This window comes from Bradyrhizobium sp. ISRA430 (assembly GCF_029909975.1).
Classification (GTDB): domain Bacteria; phylum Pseudomonadota; class Alphaproteobacteria; order Rhizobiales; family Xanthobacteraceae; genus Bradyrhizobium.
Genome location: NZ_CP094516.1, coordinates 1,497,342 through 1,513,910, shown reverse-complemented (window position 1 = coordinate 1,513,910; position 16,569 = coordinate 1,497,342). Strand labels below are relative to the sequence as shown.

15 protein-coding genes and 3 pseudogenes are annotated in these 16,569 nt (G+C 60.9%); 9 read left to right on the top strand and 9 right to left on the bottom strand.

The features are described from left to right. Nucleotides 1-165 precede the first annotated feature (165 nt). Entirely contained in the window at nucleotides 166-870 is a 705-nt protein-coding gene (locus MTX21_RS07780) for a GrlR family regulatory protein (protein ID WP_280970998.1), read from the top strand. 135 nt (nucleotides 871-1,005) lie between these two features. Here the strand turns inward: MTX21_RS07780 and MTX21_RS07775 are convergent, their stop codons facing one another. Further along, the gene (locus MTX21_RS07775) at nucleotides 1,006-1,572 is read right to left on the bottom strand and encodes a hypothetical protein (protein WP_280964226.1); all 567 of its coding nucleotides are present in this window, start codon (nucleotides 1,570-1,572) and stop codon (nucleotides 1,006-1,008) included. A 140-nt stretch (nucleotides 1,573-1,712) separates the two neighbouring features. Here MTX21_RS07775 and MTX21_RS07770 point away from each other — a divergent pair, with 140 nt between their 5' ends. Continuing rightward, entirely contained in the window at nucleotides 1,713-2,822 is a 1,110-nt protein-coding gene (locus MTX21_RS07770) for an IS630 family transposase (RefSeq protein WP_280964225.1), read from the top strand. A 10-nt stretch (nucleotides 2,823-2,832) separates the two neighbouring features. Here the strand turns inward: MTX21_RS07770 and MTX21_RS07765 are convergent, their stop codons facing one another. From MTX21_RS07765 to MTX21_RS07755, 3 genes and pseudogenes are all read right to left on the bottom strand, one after another. Further along, nucleotides 2,833-3,021, bottom strand: a complete 189-nt coding sequence (locus MTX21_RS07765; protein ID WP_280970997.1) for a transposase — start codon at nucleotides 3,019-3,021, stop codon at nucleotides 2,833-2,835. A 19-nt stretch (nucleotides 3,022-3,040) separates the two neighbouring features. Beyond that, a pseudogene (locus MTX21_RS07760) lies at nucleotides 3,041-3,547 on the bottom strand (IS5 family transposase); the annotation flags it as partial. A 148-nt stretch (nucleotides 3,548-3,695) separates the two neighbouring features. Beyond that, nucleotides 3,696-4,475, bottom strand: coding sequence for a helix-turn-helix transcriptional regulator (locus MTX21_RS07755; protein WP_280964224.1), 780 nt, complete (start codon nucleotides 4,473-4,475; stop codon nucleotides 3,696-3,698). Between the two features lie 249 nt (nucleotides 4,476-4,724). Between MTX21_RS07755 and MTX21_RS07750 the strand changes: the two genes are divergently transcribed. Together MTX21_RS07750 and MTX21_RS07745 are read left to right on the top strand one after the other, a co-directional pair. Further along, on the top strand, nucleotides 4,725-6,134 hold the full coding sequence (locus MTX21_RS07750; protein WP_280964223.1) for an MFS transporter: 1,410 nt from the start codon (nucleotides 4,725-4,727) through the stop codon (nucleotides 6,132-6,134). A 41-nt stretch (nucleotides 6,135-6,175) separates the two neighbouring features. Next, the gene (locus MTX21_RS07745) at nucleotides 6,176-6,373 is read left to right on the top strand and encodes a DUF1127 domain-containing protein (RefSeq protein ID WP_280964222.1); all 198 of its coding nucleotides are present in this window, start codon (nucleotides 6,176-6,178) and stop codon (nucleotides 6,371-6,373) included. A 162-nt stretch (nucleotides 6,374-6,535) separates the two neighbouring features. On the opposite strand, the pseudogene MTX21_RS40045 reads toward MTX21_RS07745, so the two are convergent. After that, nucleotides 6,536-6,724, bottom strand: a pseudogene (locus MTX21_RS40045) (hydrolase); the annotation flags it as partial. A gap of 650 nt (nucleotides 6,725-7,374) precedes the next feature. On the opposite strand from MTX21_RS40045, the gene MTX21_RS07735 reads away from it, so the two are divergent. The 3 genes from MTX21_RS07735 (at nucleotide 7,375) to MTX21_RS07725 (ending at nucleotide 10,753) form a co-directional block, all read left to right on the top strand. Next, nucleotides 7,375-7,665 (top strand): DUF1127 domain-containing protein, encoded by a 291-nt coding sequence (locus MTX21_RS07735; RefSeq protein WP_341510355.1) that lies wholly within the window; start codon nucleotides 7,375-7,377, stop codon nucleotides 7,663-7,665. Between the two features lie 186 nt (nucleotides 7,666-7,851). Next, a complete protein-coding gene (locus MTX21_RS07730) occupies nucleotides 7,852-8,313 on the top strand; it encodes a GNAT family N-acetyltransferase (protein WP_280964221.1) in 462 nt (153 codons plus the stop codon). Between the two features lie 478 nt (nucleotides 8,314-8,791). Continuing rightward, nucleotides 8,792-10,753 (top strand): adenylate/guanylate cyclase domain-containing protein, encoded by a 1,962-nt coding sequence (locus tag MTX21_RS07725; RefSeq protein ID WP_280964220.1) that lies wholly within the window; start codon nucleotides 8,792-8,794, stop codon nucleotides 10,751-10,753. 394 nt (nucleotides 10,754-11,147) lie between these two features. On the opposite strand, the gene MTX21_RS07720 is transcribed toward MTX21_RS07725, so the two are convergent. The 4 genes and pseudogenes from MTX21_RS07720 to MTX21_RS07705 form a co-directional block, all read right to left on the bottom strand. Further along, nucleotides 11,148-11,912, bottom strand: a complete 765-nt coding sequence (locus MTX21_RS07720) for an SDR family oxidoreductase (RefSeq protein ID WP_280964219.1) — start codon at nucleotides 11,910-11,912, stop codon at nucleotides 11,148-11,150. Between the two features lie 37 nt (nucleotides 11,913-11,949). After that, complete coding sequence (locus MTX21_RS07715) at nucleotides 11,950-12,936, bottom strand: aldo/keto reductase (RefSeq protein ID WP_280964218.1); 987 nt, start codon at nucleotides 12,934-12,936, stop codon at nucleotides 11,950-11,952. A gap of 466 nt (nucleotides 12,937-13,402) precedes the next feature. After that, a complete protein-coding gene (locus MTX21_RS07710; RefSeq protein ID WP_280964217.1) occupies nucleotides 13,403-14,395 on the bottom strand; it encodes an ABC transporter substrate-binding protein in 993 nt (330 codons plus the stop codon). Between the two features lie 141 nt (nucleotides 14,396-14,536). Then, nucleotides 14,537-14,635 (bottom strand): annotated as a pseudogene (locus MTX21_RS07705) (Isoquinoline 1-oxidoreductase subunit); the annotation flags it as partial. An 11-nt stretch (nucleotides 14,636-14,646) separates the two neighbouring features. Between MTX21_RS07705 and MTX21_RS07700 the strand changes: the two are divergent. After that, the gene (locus MTX21_RS07700; protein ID WP_280964216.1) at nucleotides 14,647-14,781 is read left to right on the top strand and encodes a multicopper oxidase domain-containing protein; all 135 of its coding nucleotides are present in this window, start codon (nucleotides 14,647-14,649) and stop codon (nucleotides 14,779-14,781) included. A 119-nt stretch (nucleotides 14,782-14,900) separates the two neighbouring features. Next, nucleotides 14,901-16,523: an ABC-F family ATP-binding cassette domain-containing protein gene (locus MTX21_RS07695; RefSeq protein WP_280970996.1), complete on the top strand. Its 1,623-nt coding sequence runs from the start codon at nucleotides 14,901-14,903 to the stop codon at nucleotides 16,521-16,523. Nucleotides 16,524-16,569: the final 46 nt, after the last annotated feature.

Here is a 16,569-nt window from a genome sequence, read left to right as displayed (position 1 = left end):
TATGCGGATTTAGCGAAATCGATTGACGCGTCGGGCAAAACACCGGGACGATGGCATCATCGCAGCGGAAGGCCAACGGTTCCTGCGCGGAAAAGCCCGATGGCAACGGCCGTCGGACAATGCTAGGTAGCCGGCGATTCGATATTGCATTTGCGGGCCATTTCATTGCTGGACGGTCTCTACAAGGTTGAGTACGGCATCAACGGCGCGTTCGGCCGCAGCATCATGTGCATGCACGAGGGCAAGCTGCTGGGCGGCAATTCAGCCTTCGCGCATCTCGGCACATATCAGGAGCGCGATGGCGAGATCATCGGCGAGGTGATCACCGAGCGTCACAATGATGATCCCGACTTCAAGCCGCTGATGGGCGCCGACGTCGCTGCGATCAAGGTGCGCGGCAGGACGGAGGGATCGACAATCCTGTTCGAAGGCAAGGCGGATCCGATGCCCGACGGCGTGTTCTGGGCAAACCTTGCGCCGCTCGACGATGCGGCGCTGCCGCCGCGCGGCACGGTCGGGCCTGATGGCATTGCGAACGGGCTGTACTCCATCCACATCCGCGCGCTCGACGGTGTCGATGCCGGGCTCTCCGGCGTCATGCTGCTGATGGACGGCCGCATCCTCGGCGGCGATGCATTCTTCTACTACCTCGGCTCCTATTCGTCTGCGGATGGCCGCTGGAAGGGTGAGATCCTCAACCAGGAACATACGCCGGCGAAGGAAGAGAATCCCGTCTTCGGCGGCTATGAGGTCGGGATCGGTTTCTCCGGAAGCTGTACGGCGGACAGCGGTGAACTCGAAGGCATCGCGCTCGCAGGCAAGCGCAGCCTGCGCCTTGCCGCTTCGCTCAAGCTGATGCGGCGGGCTTGAGGCGCGCGCTCATGAATTCGTCGCGTCCGCTTTGCAGGCGACGTTGAAGCCGAGACGTCTGCATGTCGGCCGTCGGCCCAAAAGCGGTCCTTTCGAGGGTACCGACCAAACCGCCTGAGCGGATTCCACCATCGCTCAGAGATGCTCTCGAAAGAATCTTAGAACGCTTGCGTTGAAATCACGGTGAAAGGCTGCCCGATCAAAGCCCGCCGGATCGGTGCAGAAGCGCGGCAAGTTTGCGGCAAGCTCCGGTGAGCATGGCGGCAAGAACGCGAAGTGGCCGGCTGGCACGATATGAACCTGGGGTTGGCCCGGCAAGGCATTGAGGACACGCGCAACGCCTTCCGGATCAACTCCCCGATCTTTCGCTCCTATTTCAGATCGCCAGACCTGTAACGGGATGTGGATGGGTGACAAGGTATTCTTCGTGAAAGCCACGGTCGGTGCAGGATCGGCCAGCACGGCAGCTCTGATCCGAATGTCGCTCGGCAGGTTTTGCAGGACGTCGCCGCTCCGAACCTGCTGGCAAAATCGAGAGTTGTCGGTGCAGTAGGATGCAGTGCGCTGGAAATCGAAAGTGGCACCTTCGAGCACCAGCCCCGTATAGCCGCCCTTCGAAAAGCCGAAGAACCCAATCCTGGACGGGTCAATAGCCTCTCTGTCCTTCCAATCCTTCAACATGAAATCGAGTAAGCGAACCATGTCGACCGGCCGTGAAGCCCAGACTGACAGGGTTTCGCTTTGCGAGGTATCGTTGCCGTTGTCGCCCGGATGACTAGTCGTCTGGAACGCAAATTCGTCGCATTAGTTGATTGCTCGAATCTCTAGAGAGGAGAGCGCCAGTGGCGAATGCAGGTGTGCGAGGCCGGCCGATTGCGCCGTTGGTGCTTAGTCCGCAGGAGCGGACGTACTTGGAGAGGCAAGTTCGTCGTCATCGTGTTGCCCGGTCGCTATCTGAGCGGTGCCGCGCGATCCTGCGATGCGCGGATGGATTGCCCAGCAAGTCTGTAGCTGCCGAACTCGGCCTTCACGAACACACCGTTGGCAAGTGGCGCCGCCGATTCTTGAAGGATCGCTGTGATGGCCTGCTTGACGAAGCCCGCCCTGGCCGCCCTCGCACCATCGACGACGATCAGGTTGCCGCCGTGATCGAGCGGACGCTGCGGACGACGCCGACCGACGCGACGCACTGGTCGATCCGCTCGATGGCGGCGGAAACTGGCTTTTCCCACACCACCATCCGCCGAATGTGGTCGGCGTTCGGCTTGCAGCCGCACCGTAGCCAGACATTCAAGTTGTCGAGCGATCCGCTGTTCGTCGACAAGGTACGCGATATCGTCGGCCTTTATCTATCCCCACCGAACCGAGCCCTTGTCCTCAGCATCGACGAGAAAAGCCAGATTCAGGCCCTCGATCGCGAGCAGCCGGTCTTGCCGATGATGCCTGGCGTGCCGGAACGTCGCACGCACAGCTACGTGCGGCATGGCACGACCACGCTGTTTGCAGCGCTCGATGTCGCCTCGGGGTTCGTCATCGGCAAATGCTACAAGCGCCATCGGGCAGTCGAGTTCTTGAGGTTCCTCAAAGAGATCGACGCTCAAATCCCTGAGGGGCTCGCTGTCCATATCGTCATGGACAACTACGCCACCCACAAGACGTCCAAGATCAAAGCGTGGCTCGCTCGCCGGCCGCACTATCATGTCCACTTCACGCCGACTTCTGCGTCCTGGATCAATCAGGTCGAGCGCTGGTTCGCTGAACTCACCAGAAAGCAAATCCAGCGAGGTGTTCACACCTCCGTCAAGCAGCTCGAGGCCGACATCCGTACCTTCATCGACCTGCACAACAAAAATCCGAAGCCCTTCAAATGGACCAAGTCTGCTGACCAGATCTTGGCTTCCGTCAAACGCTTCTGCCACAAAGCCCACCAGACTTTATGTGGTGAACTTTAGATTCACGTGACTAGGACGCGGACTCATAAAGACGCAGCCATAGCCTGATTGACGCGAGTTGAACGAAGGCAAGATAGTTGGCAGCGAGCCTGTCGTAGCGCGTCGCCACCCGACGACATTGTTTGATCCTGTTGAAGAACCGCTCGACTTGGTTGCGAGCGATAGAGATAGGGGCTGAAGCAGATCGGATCGCTCCGATTCCTTCTCGGCGGGATGTTGGCCCACGCGCCCTTCTTCATGGCGAGCTCTCTGATCCAGTCCGCGTCATAGCGGCGGTCGGCCAGCAGCATTGACCCAGATTTGAGGCGAGACAGCAGCTTTCCCGCAAGTCGAACGTCGTGCGCCTCGCCGGGGCTCAACGCCAGCCGTACCGGCAGACCATTGCTATCTACCACCGCATGAATTTTGCTCGTCAAGCCGCCGCGTGACCTCCCCATCGATTGGCGCTTGTTTCGTGTGATGCAGGCTCCATGCTGATGCACGCGGACAATGGAGGTGTCGATCATCTGGACAGCGGCATCGTGGGCTACGGCAAGTGCGTCAATGATGCGGCCCCAGACACCAGCTCGTCGCCAGCGGACGAAACGGTTGTAGCAGGTCGTGTACGGGCCAAAATGATCCGGCAAATCGCGCCAAGGTGCCCCGGATCGCAAGACCCAGAAGATGCCGTTGAGCACACGTCGGCCGTTTACCCGAGGAACGCCACGAGGCTTATTGGGCAGCATGGGCTTGATGGCAACCCATTCATGATCAGCGAGTTCGTAGCGCATGATTCGAGCCCCAGTTTGGGAGCTTGAATCACAGGGGTCTGGCCAATCGCAACACTTCGCGCTCAGCTCCGGTCCCCACCGCCGAAAGTGGCTAATCGCGCTACTACCTCCGTCCGAGGGACGCTGATTCGACCGCTATAGCTGATACCCGGCCTCCGGAGACTGATCCAACACGCCCATCGTGACCGTCCATCGGGGGTGCGCCCTCGATGCCGAACGTTGCGGCGAGCTCTCTAACGCCAACTGGGGTTACGACGAGCGCTCGGCTATCCCTGACGTGCTCGACCCAATTGTGCTGGAGAGCGTGATCAAGAATGGCGGCGCCGACCGCCCCGGCCAGATGCGGCCGGCGCTCGCTCCAGTCGAGACAGGGACGACAGAACACCCGGCGCTTGGAGGCGAGGCGAAGATCGACGCCCAACTCATTGAAGAATAACCGGCCGGCATCGGTGAGTTGCCCGCCATCCTCGTCGAGCAGAATAAACGACTGTTGGACCAGCCGGTCGGCGATTGCGACGGCGATGCGGCCGGCCATGTGGTCATAGCACGTGCGAGCGTACCGGAGCGTTTCTCCACCGCGCCAGAGATTGCGCTGCCGGGCGGGGCCGTCCTGCGCCACGACCATGAGACCTTCCAGCACGCGCGCGACGTGCGGAGAGGCCAGGCGGAAATATCGTCGTCGGCCCCGCTTTGCGAGCGCGAGCAATCCCGCGTCGCTGAGTTTCGCAAGATGGCCACTCGCTGTCTGCGGCGCCACGCCAGACACATACGCGAGCTCCGAGGCGGTCAACGTTTGGCCGTCCATTAGCGCGCTCAGCATGTTGGCGCGCGCCGGGTCGCCGATGAGTGCTGCGACTTGGGCGATTTTGGGTCCCGTGTCCATGCCCTTCTCGTACGCCGATAAGGACGCAGTGCCAAGCACGAATACTTCGGTCAAGACCGTAGTGTTTCCGCGAGACTGGTTCGATCACGAGACATAGGTTGCCTGGACGCCAACAGGCCCGGTGAAGGAAGTCCCGCGATGAGGCGAAAGATCATCCCGCGGCTCCGAATATTCGATTGGTATCGAATGACCATCGCAAAGCGGGCTGATCTGGGCCGTCAAATTCTTACAGGAAACTGAGTGTGATCAATGCAAACAACTTCGTTCAATACAAGGCAGCCGGAACTAGCCCACTCCGACAACACGTCATCCCGTTCGCCTCTCGCGACGGCGCTGGCACTTGCTGCCACGAGCCTCGGCCTTGGCGTAGTGCAGCTCGATATCACCATCGTCAATACTGCGCTGAGCAGCATCGGCACCTCGCTCGGCGGTAGCGTGGCCGAGCTGCAATGGGTCGTGACCGCTTACACCATCGCATTCGCGGCCTTCATTTTGACCTCCGGCGCGCTCGGTGACCGCATTGGCGCCAAACGGATATTCATCGCGGGCTTTGCGATCTTCACGTTGGCTTCGCTCGCCTGCGCGCTGGCGCCGTCGGCGATATTCCTGATCGCCGCACGCTCCGTGCAGGGCCTGGCAGCAGCGATCCTGGTGCCGAACTCGCTGACGCTGCTCAATCATACCTATACCGATCCGAAGGCGCGCGGCCGCGCGGTCGGCTTCTGGGCCGCAGGTGCGAGCGTCGCACTGACTTCGGGGCCGTTCGTCGGCGGCGCGCTGATCGCGCTAGTCGGCTGGCGCGCGATCTTTCTCGTCAACCTGCCGATTGGCGCCGCCGGCCTCTGGCTTGCCTGGCGTTATGCCGAGGAGACGCCGCGGCTCGCGCAGCGCGAGATCGATCTGCCGGGACAGATCACGGCGATTGCAACCCTCGGCACGCTGGCCGGCGCCCTGATCGAAGGCGGCGTGCTCGGCTGGAGCCATCCGCGCGTCATCATGGGCTTCGTGGCATCGGCCGTGATCGGAGTCCTGTTCGTATGGCGCGAGGCGCGCGCGCCACAACCGATGCTGCCACTCTCGCTGTTCCGCCACCGCATGTTTGCGCTGACCGCTCTGGTCGGGCTCCTCTTCAACATCGCCTTCTACGGCCTGATCTTCGTGCTCAGTCTCTACTTCCAGGAGGTCAACGGCTGGTCGCCGTTCGCAACAGGACTCGCCTTCGTGCCCATGATGGGCATGGTGCTGCCCGCCAACCTCGTCACCGCATCGGTGAGCGAGCGCCTCGGCGCGCCGCAAACCATTGCACTGGCTTGTGTGATCACTGCCGCGGGCTGCGTTGCGCTGCTGCCTGTGGCCTCAGGCACCAGCTACGGGGCGATCGGCACTCAGCTTATGGTCCTCGGCGGCGGGCTCGGCCTGCTCGTGCCGTCCTTGACCTCGACGCTGCTCGGCAGTGTCGAGAAGTCGCGATCCGGCATCGCCGCGGGCGTGCTGAACGCAACGCGGCAGACCGGCAGCGTGCTTGGCGTTGCCCTATTCGGCTCGCTGGTCGGAGGCAACAACGTGTTCATTGCGGGCGCACATGCCTCGCTGCTCATTTCGGCCGCTGTGTTGCTCGCCGGTGCGGTCGCGATCTGGCTTGGCCGAGCAAAGGACTGACGATGAAGGGGAGGGGCGGATCGACCTCGTATGGTGCCCGGATGTCGAAGACCGTGGGGCCGGGCGGCTCGGAGCTTTCTTATGCAGTGAAGCGCGCGTTTGGCACACTGCAAATTTGGCGCGAGCGGGTTCGGCAGCGCCGCGAATTGGCGCAATGGACTGACCACGACTTGCATGATGTCGGGTTGTCCTGGTCCGACATCGCTCTGGAAATCAAAAAACCCTTCTGGCGGGCTTGAATAGTACTTGAGCAGGCTGCCTCTTGCACGACGAGGCCGGCCAAAGAAGGCGGGCCTTTGTCCGACTAAATTCTTCTGCTTTTGGCCCATCGCGACATTTGTCGCGGTTGGCAAAGGAGGTTGGTATCGGAGCGAAGCGGACTTAGCCGCCGGTTTATGAGTACACAGCCTAATGGCTGCGACGACAAAGCCGGCGTCAGCCAACACCTCTGCCGTGTCATGATGGAGACCGAACCAGCCGCCGCGACCGTGGGAGAAGACCACCAGAGGCAGCTTTGCGCCAGTGACCGGACAATCCTTCGCGCCTTCAAGGGAATTCGTAAAGGGTACCGCGAGGCTGCCAAGTGGCACACCCTGCGGCTTAGCTGCGCATGGATACCAAATAGCGCCGGCGAGCGACGGAGATTCCAGCAACTGGATGCCGGCCGCCCGAACAGGAAACGCCAGGCAATTAAGGATCACGGCGTGTGCAAAATATCTTTTTGAGCCCCAAAACTACCTCCTAACTGGTAGATGTAGTACAACAACGGCTCACCATAGGATTGTGTCGAGATTCTTTGCACGTGCCCGGCGGAGGCGATGTCTGCAATCGGGACAAAATGCAAAGAACTCAAGCTCAGCAAATCTAGTCCGCCATGCCCCACTAGGCGGATCTCCATCAGATGCGCGTCGCTTCGCTGGGGCCAAAGGCGGACGTTGAGGCCAGCGGCAACCTATCGGTTACCCTGCACAGAATTTCGCTGGGCCGAGGCGACTCGCCTCCAGGATGTAACGGGCTTCCTCACATCCCTTGATTTTAGACGATCGTCGTGGTATCAGCACGTGATGAACAAATCAGTGCGCAACTTCAACAGCATTCACATGACCCGCTTCGGCTGGGCCGTGGAAGGAGTCGCGCGCTAGGAGTTCGACGACGACATCTTTTCACCAGGCCCCGCCGGCATCGGACGGGGCCTTTTGTTTGGCCACGCTCCCTGCCGGCGCAACAGCAGGAGCATCCGATGCCACCCCAACAGACGAACATCAGTTCCGAGACCGAGCGCGATGCCGCAGGGCTTGGTCTCGACGTATCCATCGCATCGCCGCGGAGCGTCCGAGCCTTGCTCCAGCGATATTGGCGTGCGTTTCAGGAGCGGCGCCAACGCCAGAGCTTGCGAGCCAGCTTGCAGGACCTGAGTGACAGGGAGCTGATGGACATCGGCTTGACGCGCGCCGAGATCGATTACACACAGGTCAACGAGCTATCGATACGCTTAGAGATAGCACGCGGTATCTATGGGGCCGTGGTGTGATGTAACGGATCAATGGTCATATGCGGAAAATGCGGTTTGCGGCCAATCATGGCCGCTTCCGCTTTTGAACCTCTGGCCCCATCGCTCTCGCCAAGTCGGAAAAGGGACGTCCGGATGAATCGCCTGCATCGACACTGCAAGTTCGATTCAATCGATCATCATTCGAGTTAACGGTGGGAGGGATCAATGGAATGCGCGATCCGCCCAGCCCTCGAAGACGACGCCGACGAAATAAGCGCGGTCATTTTACGCGCGCTGCGCGAAGCAAATGCGAAGGACTATTCAGACGAGATCATCGAAAGGGTCGAGCGTAGCTTCAGCCCGAGCGCCGTGCTGCAACTGATCGGCAAGCGCACCGTCTTTGTTGCTACGATTGACAGCCGCCTCGTTGGAACAGCAAGCCTTGACGGAAGCGTAGTCCGTACGGTCTTCGTGGCTCCCGATGTTCACGCACAGGGGATTGGCAGGCTCCTGATGGCTGAGATTGAGCGCACAGCGCGTGAACGAAACATCTCTTCGTTGACCGTCCCTTCGTCGGTCACCGCCGAGCCCTTTTACGCGCGGCTTGGGTTCAAGGCCGTGCGCGACAGCTACTATGGTGACGAACGCACGATCGTCATGGAGCGATCGCTCAATGCCCCTTGGTAGTCCGGGCCAAAAGTTGCCAATGATGGCCGAACTGAACGACGTCTGGTCTACCTCAACGAACCGATGTGCCGATGGTCAGTGACACCTTCGGCTAAGGGCCCAGAACCGGATTTGCGGCACCGCAGAGAGCTGCGCTGGCACCGCGCTGCTGAACCGTCATCAATCGAGCGGGGACTAACCTTTCGCCGCGAAGACGAATTCCTCATGGAACGTCTCATCCGACACCCATGCCCGCGACCCCTCGTGGAAAGCCGATTTAATCTGGCACTATTTCCACGGCGGCCAGGACAGTCTCCTTCGAGGTCAAAAAAGCGACATCCGCTTCCAAATGTCTGTTCACCCATCCGGAGCGGATGTCGGTCAGCGCGGCTGACATTTCAGACGATCGACATGATCCCCTGGGCGGACATCTCATCAAAGCGCGTTGGCGCTGCCGCGTGATCCATCGTACAAATGTAACTGAGTTGGACTGCGGGCCATGTTGCAGGAGCGGCCAAGCCGGGTCGAGCGCAGGTTGTCGGCGATCCTAGCCGCCGACGTCGCTGGCTATTCGCGACTCATGCACGAAAACGAAGAGGTCACCCACGCCAAGTTGGCCGGACTTCTCACGGAGAGCATCACGCCCGCGGTTGCCGAACACGGCGGCCGGATCGTGAAGAAAACCGGCGATGGGTTCTTGGCGGAATTTCCGAGCGCGGTCGAAGCTGTTCGAGCTGCTATACAATTCCAGACCCGTGTAAAAGAACTTGCGATCAGCGAGGCGGAAGGGGCACGCATTGCTTTCCGCGTCGGCGTCAATATCGGCGACGTGATCATCGAGCCGCACGACATATTTGGAGATGGCGTCAACATAGCGGCGCGGCTTGAGAGCATCGCAGAACCAGGCGGCATTTGCGTCTCGTCCTCTGCCTACGATCAAGTGCGGGGCAAGGTGGGCGTCGAGTTCGCCGATCTGGGCGAGCAGAACCTTAAAAATATCGCTCACCCCGTGCACGTCTTCGCCTTGCAGCCCGATGTTCTGGCTAGTCTGCCGGCTCCTCCGGAGGCGCCTGCCGCCCCAAGGTCGACGCCACGGAGATTTCTTTGGACTAGCGCCGCGATCGTCCTGGCACTCGTCGGCGGTGTCACAGTAGCCGCTTGGTGGTTTCGATCGAACCCTGGCACCCCCTCATCGGCCTCTATTGCTACGAACAGCGCCAAGAGCGTTGCCGCGATTTCTCACGCAAGCCCCGCGCCACGCTTCTCGATTGTTGTGTTGCCCTTCGCGAACTTGAGCAGCGATCCAGATCAAGAATACTTCGCGGACGGGATTACCGACGATCTGACGACCGACTTGTCACGCATCTCAGGTAGCTTCGTGATCGCCCGCAACACTGCGTTTACCTTCAAGGGGAAGGCGGTAGACATCAAACAGGTCGGCCGCGAGTTGAATGTGCGATACGCTCTAGAGGGCAGCGTGCGGCGGGACGGAGACCAAGTCCGAGTAAATACGCAGCTCATCAACGCGGAAACCGGCGCACACATTTGGGCTGATCGGTTCGACAAGGATCGCACAGACATCTTCAAACTGCAGAACGAGGTCACCGCTCGCATCGCCGGGACCCTGAACCTGGAACTGATCAGGGCCGAAAGCCAGCGTGCAGAGCGTGAGCATCCGGACAACCCTGATGCGGCCGAACTTGCCATGCGAGGCTGGGCCGCCTTTAACAGACCGCGATCTCGTCAGCAGTCGGCCGAAGCGCGGATGCTGTTTGAGCGGGCACTACGCATCAATCCGCAATCTCCGGAGGCGCTGCACGGCCTGGCGCGCACGCTTGTGAATGATGTGGCAAATCGTTTTAGCGATGCCCCCGCCGCTGACCTCGCCCGCGCTGATGAAGCGCTGAGGCAGGTACTCTTGAGCGCGCCCGACAATGCTCTGGTACACGATACCAAAGGCCAGATCTTGCGGGTGCGGAAACAGTTTGAGCAGTCGATCGCGGAATACGAGACAGCTATCAATCTGGACCGAAATCTCGCGAACGCCTATGCGGCAGGTGGCCTTACCAAGCTATTTGCAGGGCGCGCGGAGCAGTTGTTCGCGCCGGTCGAAACCGCCATCCGGCTGAGTCCGCGCGACCCGCTCCTGAGCGGTTGGCTATACTTTATCTGTCACGCACATACGCATCTCGGTCACGACGACGAAGCGATCGATTGGTGTAGCAAGTCGATCGCCGCTAATCCGCTTCTTTGGTATGCCTATATTGACCTGATCTCTGCCTATGGCTGGAAAGGGCAAAAGGATAACGCGCGTGCCGCGATGGCCGATCTGAACAGGCTAATGCCGAATTACACGGTGAAGAAATGGGCCAATGAGGGTTATTCGGACAATCCGGTTTTTGTCGCCCAGTATCAGCGGATCGTCGAAGGACTTAGGAAGGCGGGATTGCCCGAAGAATGACAGCAGCTAACGAGACAGCGCCAATCTGGTCCGAAGAAAGTTATATTGTGAACCTGGCAGCTACTCCTGATCCGCGGCCTCGCAGGCAAGCGCAGCCTGCGCCTTGCCGCTTCGCTCAAGCTGATGCGGCGGGCCTAGGGCGTCTCATATAGTCGTCGCCGCGTCCGCTTTTGCTGTTACAAGGCGACGTTGAAGCCGATGCGTCTGCATGTCGGCCTTGGGCCAAAAAGCGGGACTTAGGCGACGCGCGAGGGCAATACGCTCAGCGCCAGACCTTACCGAGGCCGCGCAGCGACAATGACGAAGCCGATCGCTGAATGTCGTGTCAACGTCGGTTGCGAATTGCGTTATGTTTTTCGAAACACTTGACGGGCTCACCTGCTCGACAGTTCGATCAACGCATGACGAAGCCGCCGTCCACCGAGATGGACTGGCCGGTCACATAGCTCGCGGCCTCGCTGCATAGCCACAGAACCGCATTCGCGATTTCCTCGGGGCGTCCGACACGCCCCATCGGAATGCTTTTTTCCATGGCCTTGAGCGCATCGCCTTGCCCGCCGGCCACCATCTGGTCCACCATCGGTGTCCATATCAATCCCGGGCAAACGGCATTAACGCGGATGCCCCGCGTTCCATATTCGAGCGCTGCGCTTTTAGTGAACCCATGGATACCGTGCTTGGCGGCGTGATAGATCCCGCGTTCTACACCTCCGACGAGACCGCCGAGAGACGAGCAATTGACGATGGCGCCGCTGCCCTGCTTGCGCATCTGCTGCAATTCGAACTTCATGCAGCTCCATATGCCGCGCAGATTGACTCCCATGACACGATCATAATCCTCGCGGTTAGTGTCAGCGGTTTCTGCGAGCACATTCTGGACGCCGGCGTTGTTGTAGGCGGCATCGAGCCGACCGAAAGTTTCGACCGTCTTTGAGACCATGGCTTCGACCTCAGCATCATCGGCCACATTGCAACGGATGCTGATCGCTTTGTGACCTCGAGCAGTGAGCTCGTCGACGGCAGCGCGTGCCGTATTCTCGTTCCAGTCCGCGAGCGCGACAGACGCCCCCGATTCTGCGAAAGCTCTTGCGGTTGCGAGACCGATACCGGAAGCTGCGCCGGTCACCAGAGCGACCTTACCTTCGAATGAAATGTTCATGTCGCTATCTCCTTTAGTGGTTGCGGCGTCCATGCCGTCAGCGCTCCGTGCGCACGGATTCTGCCGGGGGATAGCGGTCGCCTTGTATGGTGATCCTGGCGGCGGCCTCCTCGATCTGCCGCAAATCGTCGGGCGTGAGCTCGACTGCGGCCGCGCCAATGTTCTCATCGAGCCGGTTGCGCTTCGTGGTGCCTGGAATCGGGACGATCCAGGGCTTCTGCGCCAGCAGCCAGGCGAGCGCGATCTGCGCCGGCGTCGCGTGCTTCCGCTTTCCAATCGTCTCCAGTAATTCGACCACGGGACGGTTCGCCCTGAGAGCCTCTGGCGCGAAGCGCGGCAGGCTCGTGCGGTTATCGTTGCCGCCGAAGGTGGTCGTCTCGTCGATCTTGCCGGTGAGGAATCCCCTCCCAAGCGGGCTATAGGGGACGAAACCGATCCCAAGCTCCGCGCAAACCGGCAGCACCTCTGCTTCGGGCTCGCGCCACCACAGGGAGTATTCACTCTGGATCGCCGCGACCGGCTGAACCGCGTGCGCACGGCGGATGGTCGAGGCGGCCGCCTCACTGAGCCCAAAATGCTTGACTTTGCCTTGTACGATGAGATCTTTCACCGCGCCGGCGACGTCCTCGATCGGCATGTCGGGATCGACCCGGTGCTGATAATAGAGATCGATCATCTCGACGCGCAGCCGTTTCAGCGAACCTTCCACCGCCTTTCGGATGGTCTCGGGGCGGCTGTCCAGGCCGCTCGGCCTCGTCTGACTTAAATCGTGGCCGAACTTGGTGGCGATGACGACCTCCTGGCCGAATGGCTCCAAAGCCTCACCTACGAGTTCTTCGTTCGTGAGCGGGCCATAGACCTCGGCCGTGTCAAAGAAGGTGACACCGCGCTCCACTGCCGCGCGCACGAACGCAATCATCTCATTGCGGTCCGGGGCCGGACCGCGATGGTAATTCAGGCCCATGCAGCCGAGGCCGATAGCCGAGACCGCAAGTCCGCAGTTGCCAACCGCACGAGTCTGCATTGTTTATTCTCCTGTGCGTTTCCGAGCGATCACGGCCGGACGCAATCTGGAAAGACACAGGTCAAACCCTAAGGCGTTTCCTCTCATGCGATTAGATGATAAATTATGATTGGACTTATAAGGTAGGTTGATGAATCAATCGGGGCGACGCCAGTGATTGACTTGCCTTCGTCGCCGTAGCGAGAGAGCGCAACTTCACGCGAAGCCGCGCTTTGGCGGCAACAACCGCATCTGAAGCCGACCTGCCATCCATGAGCGTACGAAATCTCGGTGATCGGGATTACGCGCTACGGAGCCCGACAGAAGCCGCCCGGCTTCTGGCCGAATTCCGCTTTGGGGTCAGAAGCGGCGGTTGAGGCAAGTGCAACCCGGCGTCCGGATTGCCGCCGATGGCCGACAGCACGATCCTTTAAATACCGCTCGGCTTGGGCCAAACTCGGACTCATGCGCTGCACCAATAGGATCTCTATTCGATCACTTCGTCGGCAAAGCTCAACAAGGTTGGCGGCAATGTTAAGCCGAGCGCTTTCGCCGCTTTGAGATTGATCGACAAGGTCATTTTGGTTGGAAATTCCACCGGGAGTTCGCCTGGCGGAGTGCCGTGCAAAATCTTGTCCACGAAATAGGCGGCTCGGTGATAGCACCAGCGCAAATCCACGCCGTAGCTGATCAGCCCGCCGTCCATCACGTGTTCTCGATAGCCGTAAATTGTCGGCAGCCGTTTCGTCGCGGCCAGTTGGGCAATTTGCGGTCCCACACTCAACAAGAGCCCGGTCTGCAGGACGATGACGGCATCGACCTGGAGGCTTGCCAGCGCCTGCATAGCGCGTTCGATTTCTACCGGACTGCTGATATCGGCTTCCGCGATTGCCAATCCCATCGCCTTTGCCGCCCCTGCCAATTCCTGTCGCTGCGGCGGAGCTTTCGGATCCTTGAGATTGGTGAGAAGACCGATTCGTCTTGCCCCTGGCACGACCTCGCGGGCGACCTCCAACTGCTTGGCCGGCAATCCGGTGACATAGGGTTCGATCCCCGTGACATTGCCGCCCGGCCTTGCTTCGCTCGCGATCAAGCCGAGGTGGACGGCATCGGCCAGCGCCGGACAGACAATGGGGATTACCTGTGACGCGGCGCGTGCTGGAACTGCGGCGTTAACGGCAGCAGCTACGATTACAGAGGGTTTGAGAGCAACGATCTCCTGGGCGAGTGCCGTGAGCCGATCCTGAAATCCCTCGGCGTAACGAGGTACAAACTCGAAGTCGCGGCTCTCGATATAACCGAAGTCCCGCATGCCGGCCACGAGATCATCTGCAAAGAACTTGGCCAACCTGCTTGCTGATCCCGATAGCCAAGCGACACGCGGCCGCTCCTTTCCCAAGCCTTGCGCCCATACCGGCCACGTGACCGCCGCGCCGGATAACGCGCCGAGGAATGTCCGTCTGCCGATCTGGACCGACATCGGGAAACCCATTGGATGGCGTTGCCCACAAATGAAATAATATCATCACGGCGCGTATGCGCCCAGCCATCGGTGACGAGCGGGCGACCTCCGCTTTTCTCTCGGAAGCTGACGTCTACGAGTACTCGCCCCAGCGCCTCGTCACGGCGCCGGGCAGGCGGCTCCGGTCTTCACCCAGGCTTCGACGAGCGCACCGGCCTGCGCCTGCGTGCCCGGCACCGGTGAGCGGCCGTTGCCGGGACTCCGTGATCGTGGAGCGCAAGGGCGGCCAGGTCGTGTTCCGCTCCCGCTTCCTCGATTTCCCCGGCGTCTTCATGCTCCACTGCCACATGATGAACCATGAGGAGATGGGCATGATGCAGACGGTCGAGGTCTATAAGCCGTAAGCCTCGGGGCAGATTACGGGAATTTCGCGTTTGACGGGGGAATCCGGGTGCGGCCGGGGCTTCCCCTGGCGGCCGGCATGGCCTATTACGCTGCAACGCAAAAATCCCCCAAAAACCCCATGATCCGCCTCGACAACGTCAGCAAGCAAGCCGGCCACCAGATCCTGTTCATCGAAGCCTCCGCGGCGCTCAACAAGGGCGAGAAGATCGGCCTTGTCGGCCCGAACGGCGCCGGCAAGACGACGCTGTTCCGCATGATCGCGGGACAGGAGCTGCCTGACGAAGGACAGGTCTCGATCGATCGCGGCATCACCATTGGTTATTTCAGCCAGGATGTCGGCGAAATGTCCGGCCGCAGCGCCGTGGCGGAGGTCATGGATGGCGCGGGCCCGGTGAGCGAGGTCGCGGCTGAGCTGCGCGAGCTCGAGGCCGCGATGGCCGATCCGGACAAGGCCGACGAGATGGACGAGATCATCGCGCGCTATGGCGAGGTGCAGCACCGTTTCGAGGACCTCGACGGCTACGCGCTCGACGGACGGGCGCGCGAAGCGCTGTCCGGCCTCGGCTTCAGTCAGGAGATGATGGACGGCGACGTCGGCGCGCTCTCCGGCGGCTGGAAGATGCGCGTCGCGCTCGCGCGCATTCTCCTGATGCGTCCCGATGTCATGCTGCTCGACGAGCCGAGTAACCACCTCGATCTCGAAAGCCTGATCTGGCTGGAGAAGTTCCTGCACGATTACGAAGGCACGCTGCTGATGACCTCGCACGACCGCGAGTTCATCAACCGCGTGATCTCCAAGGTGGTCGAGATCGATTCCGGCTCGCTCACGACTTACTCCGGCGACTACGAGTTCTACGAGCAGCAGCGTGCGCTGAATGAGAAGCAGCAGCAGGCGCAGTTCGAACGCCAGCAGGCGATGCTCGCCAAGGAGATCAAGTTCATCGAGCGCTTCAAGGCGCGCGCGTCTCATGCCGCGCAGGTGCAGAGCCGGGTGAAGAAGCTCGACAAGATCGAGCGGGTCGAGCCGCCGCGCCGCCGCCAGAGCGTCGCGTTCGACTTTCCGCCGGCGCCGCGCTCGGGCGAGGACGTCGTCGCCTTGAAGAACGTGCACAAGGGCTACGGAGCCAAGCGCATCTATGACGGCCTCGATTTCATGATCCGCCGCCGCGAGCGCTGGTGCGTGATGGGCGTCAACGGTGCGGGCAAGTCGACGCTGCTCAAGCTCGTCGCCGGCGCGAGCGAGCCGGATCAAGGCACGGTGGCATTGGGCGGCAGCGTCAAGATGGGCTATTTCGCCCAGCATGCGATGGACCTGCTCGACGGCGAGCGCACCGTGTTCCAGTCGCTCGAGGACGCGTTCCCGACCGCGGGGCAGGGAAGTCTGCGCGCGCTCGCCGGTTGTTTCGGCTTCTCCGGCGACGACGTCGAGAAGCGCTGCCGGGTGCTCTCGGGCGGCGAGAAGGCGCGCCTCGTGATGGCGAAGATGCTGTTCGACCCGCCGAACTTTCTCGTGCTGGACGAGCCGACCAACCATCTCGATCTCGCGACCAAGGAGATGCTGATCACGGCGCTGTCGGATTTCGAGGGCACCATGCTGTTCGTCTCGCACGACCGGCATTTCTTGGCGACTCTGTCGAACCGCGTGCTGGAGCTGACGCCCGAAGGCATCCACCAATATGGCGGCGGCTACACCGAATATGTCGCCCGCACCGGCCAGGAAGCGCCGGGATTGCGGAGCTAGCATTCCTGAGCGCGCCTTGACGCGTTGATACCTCTCGTTACGCTCC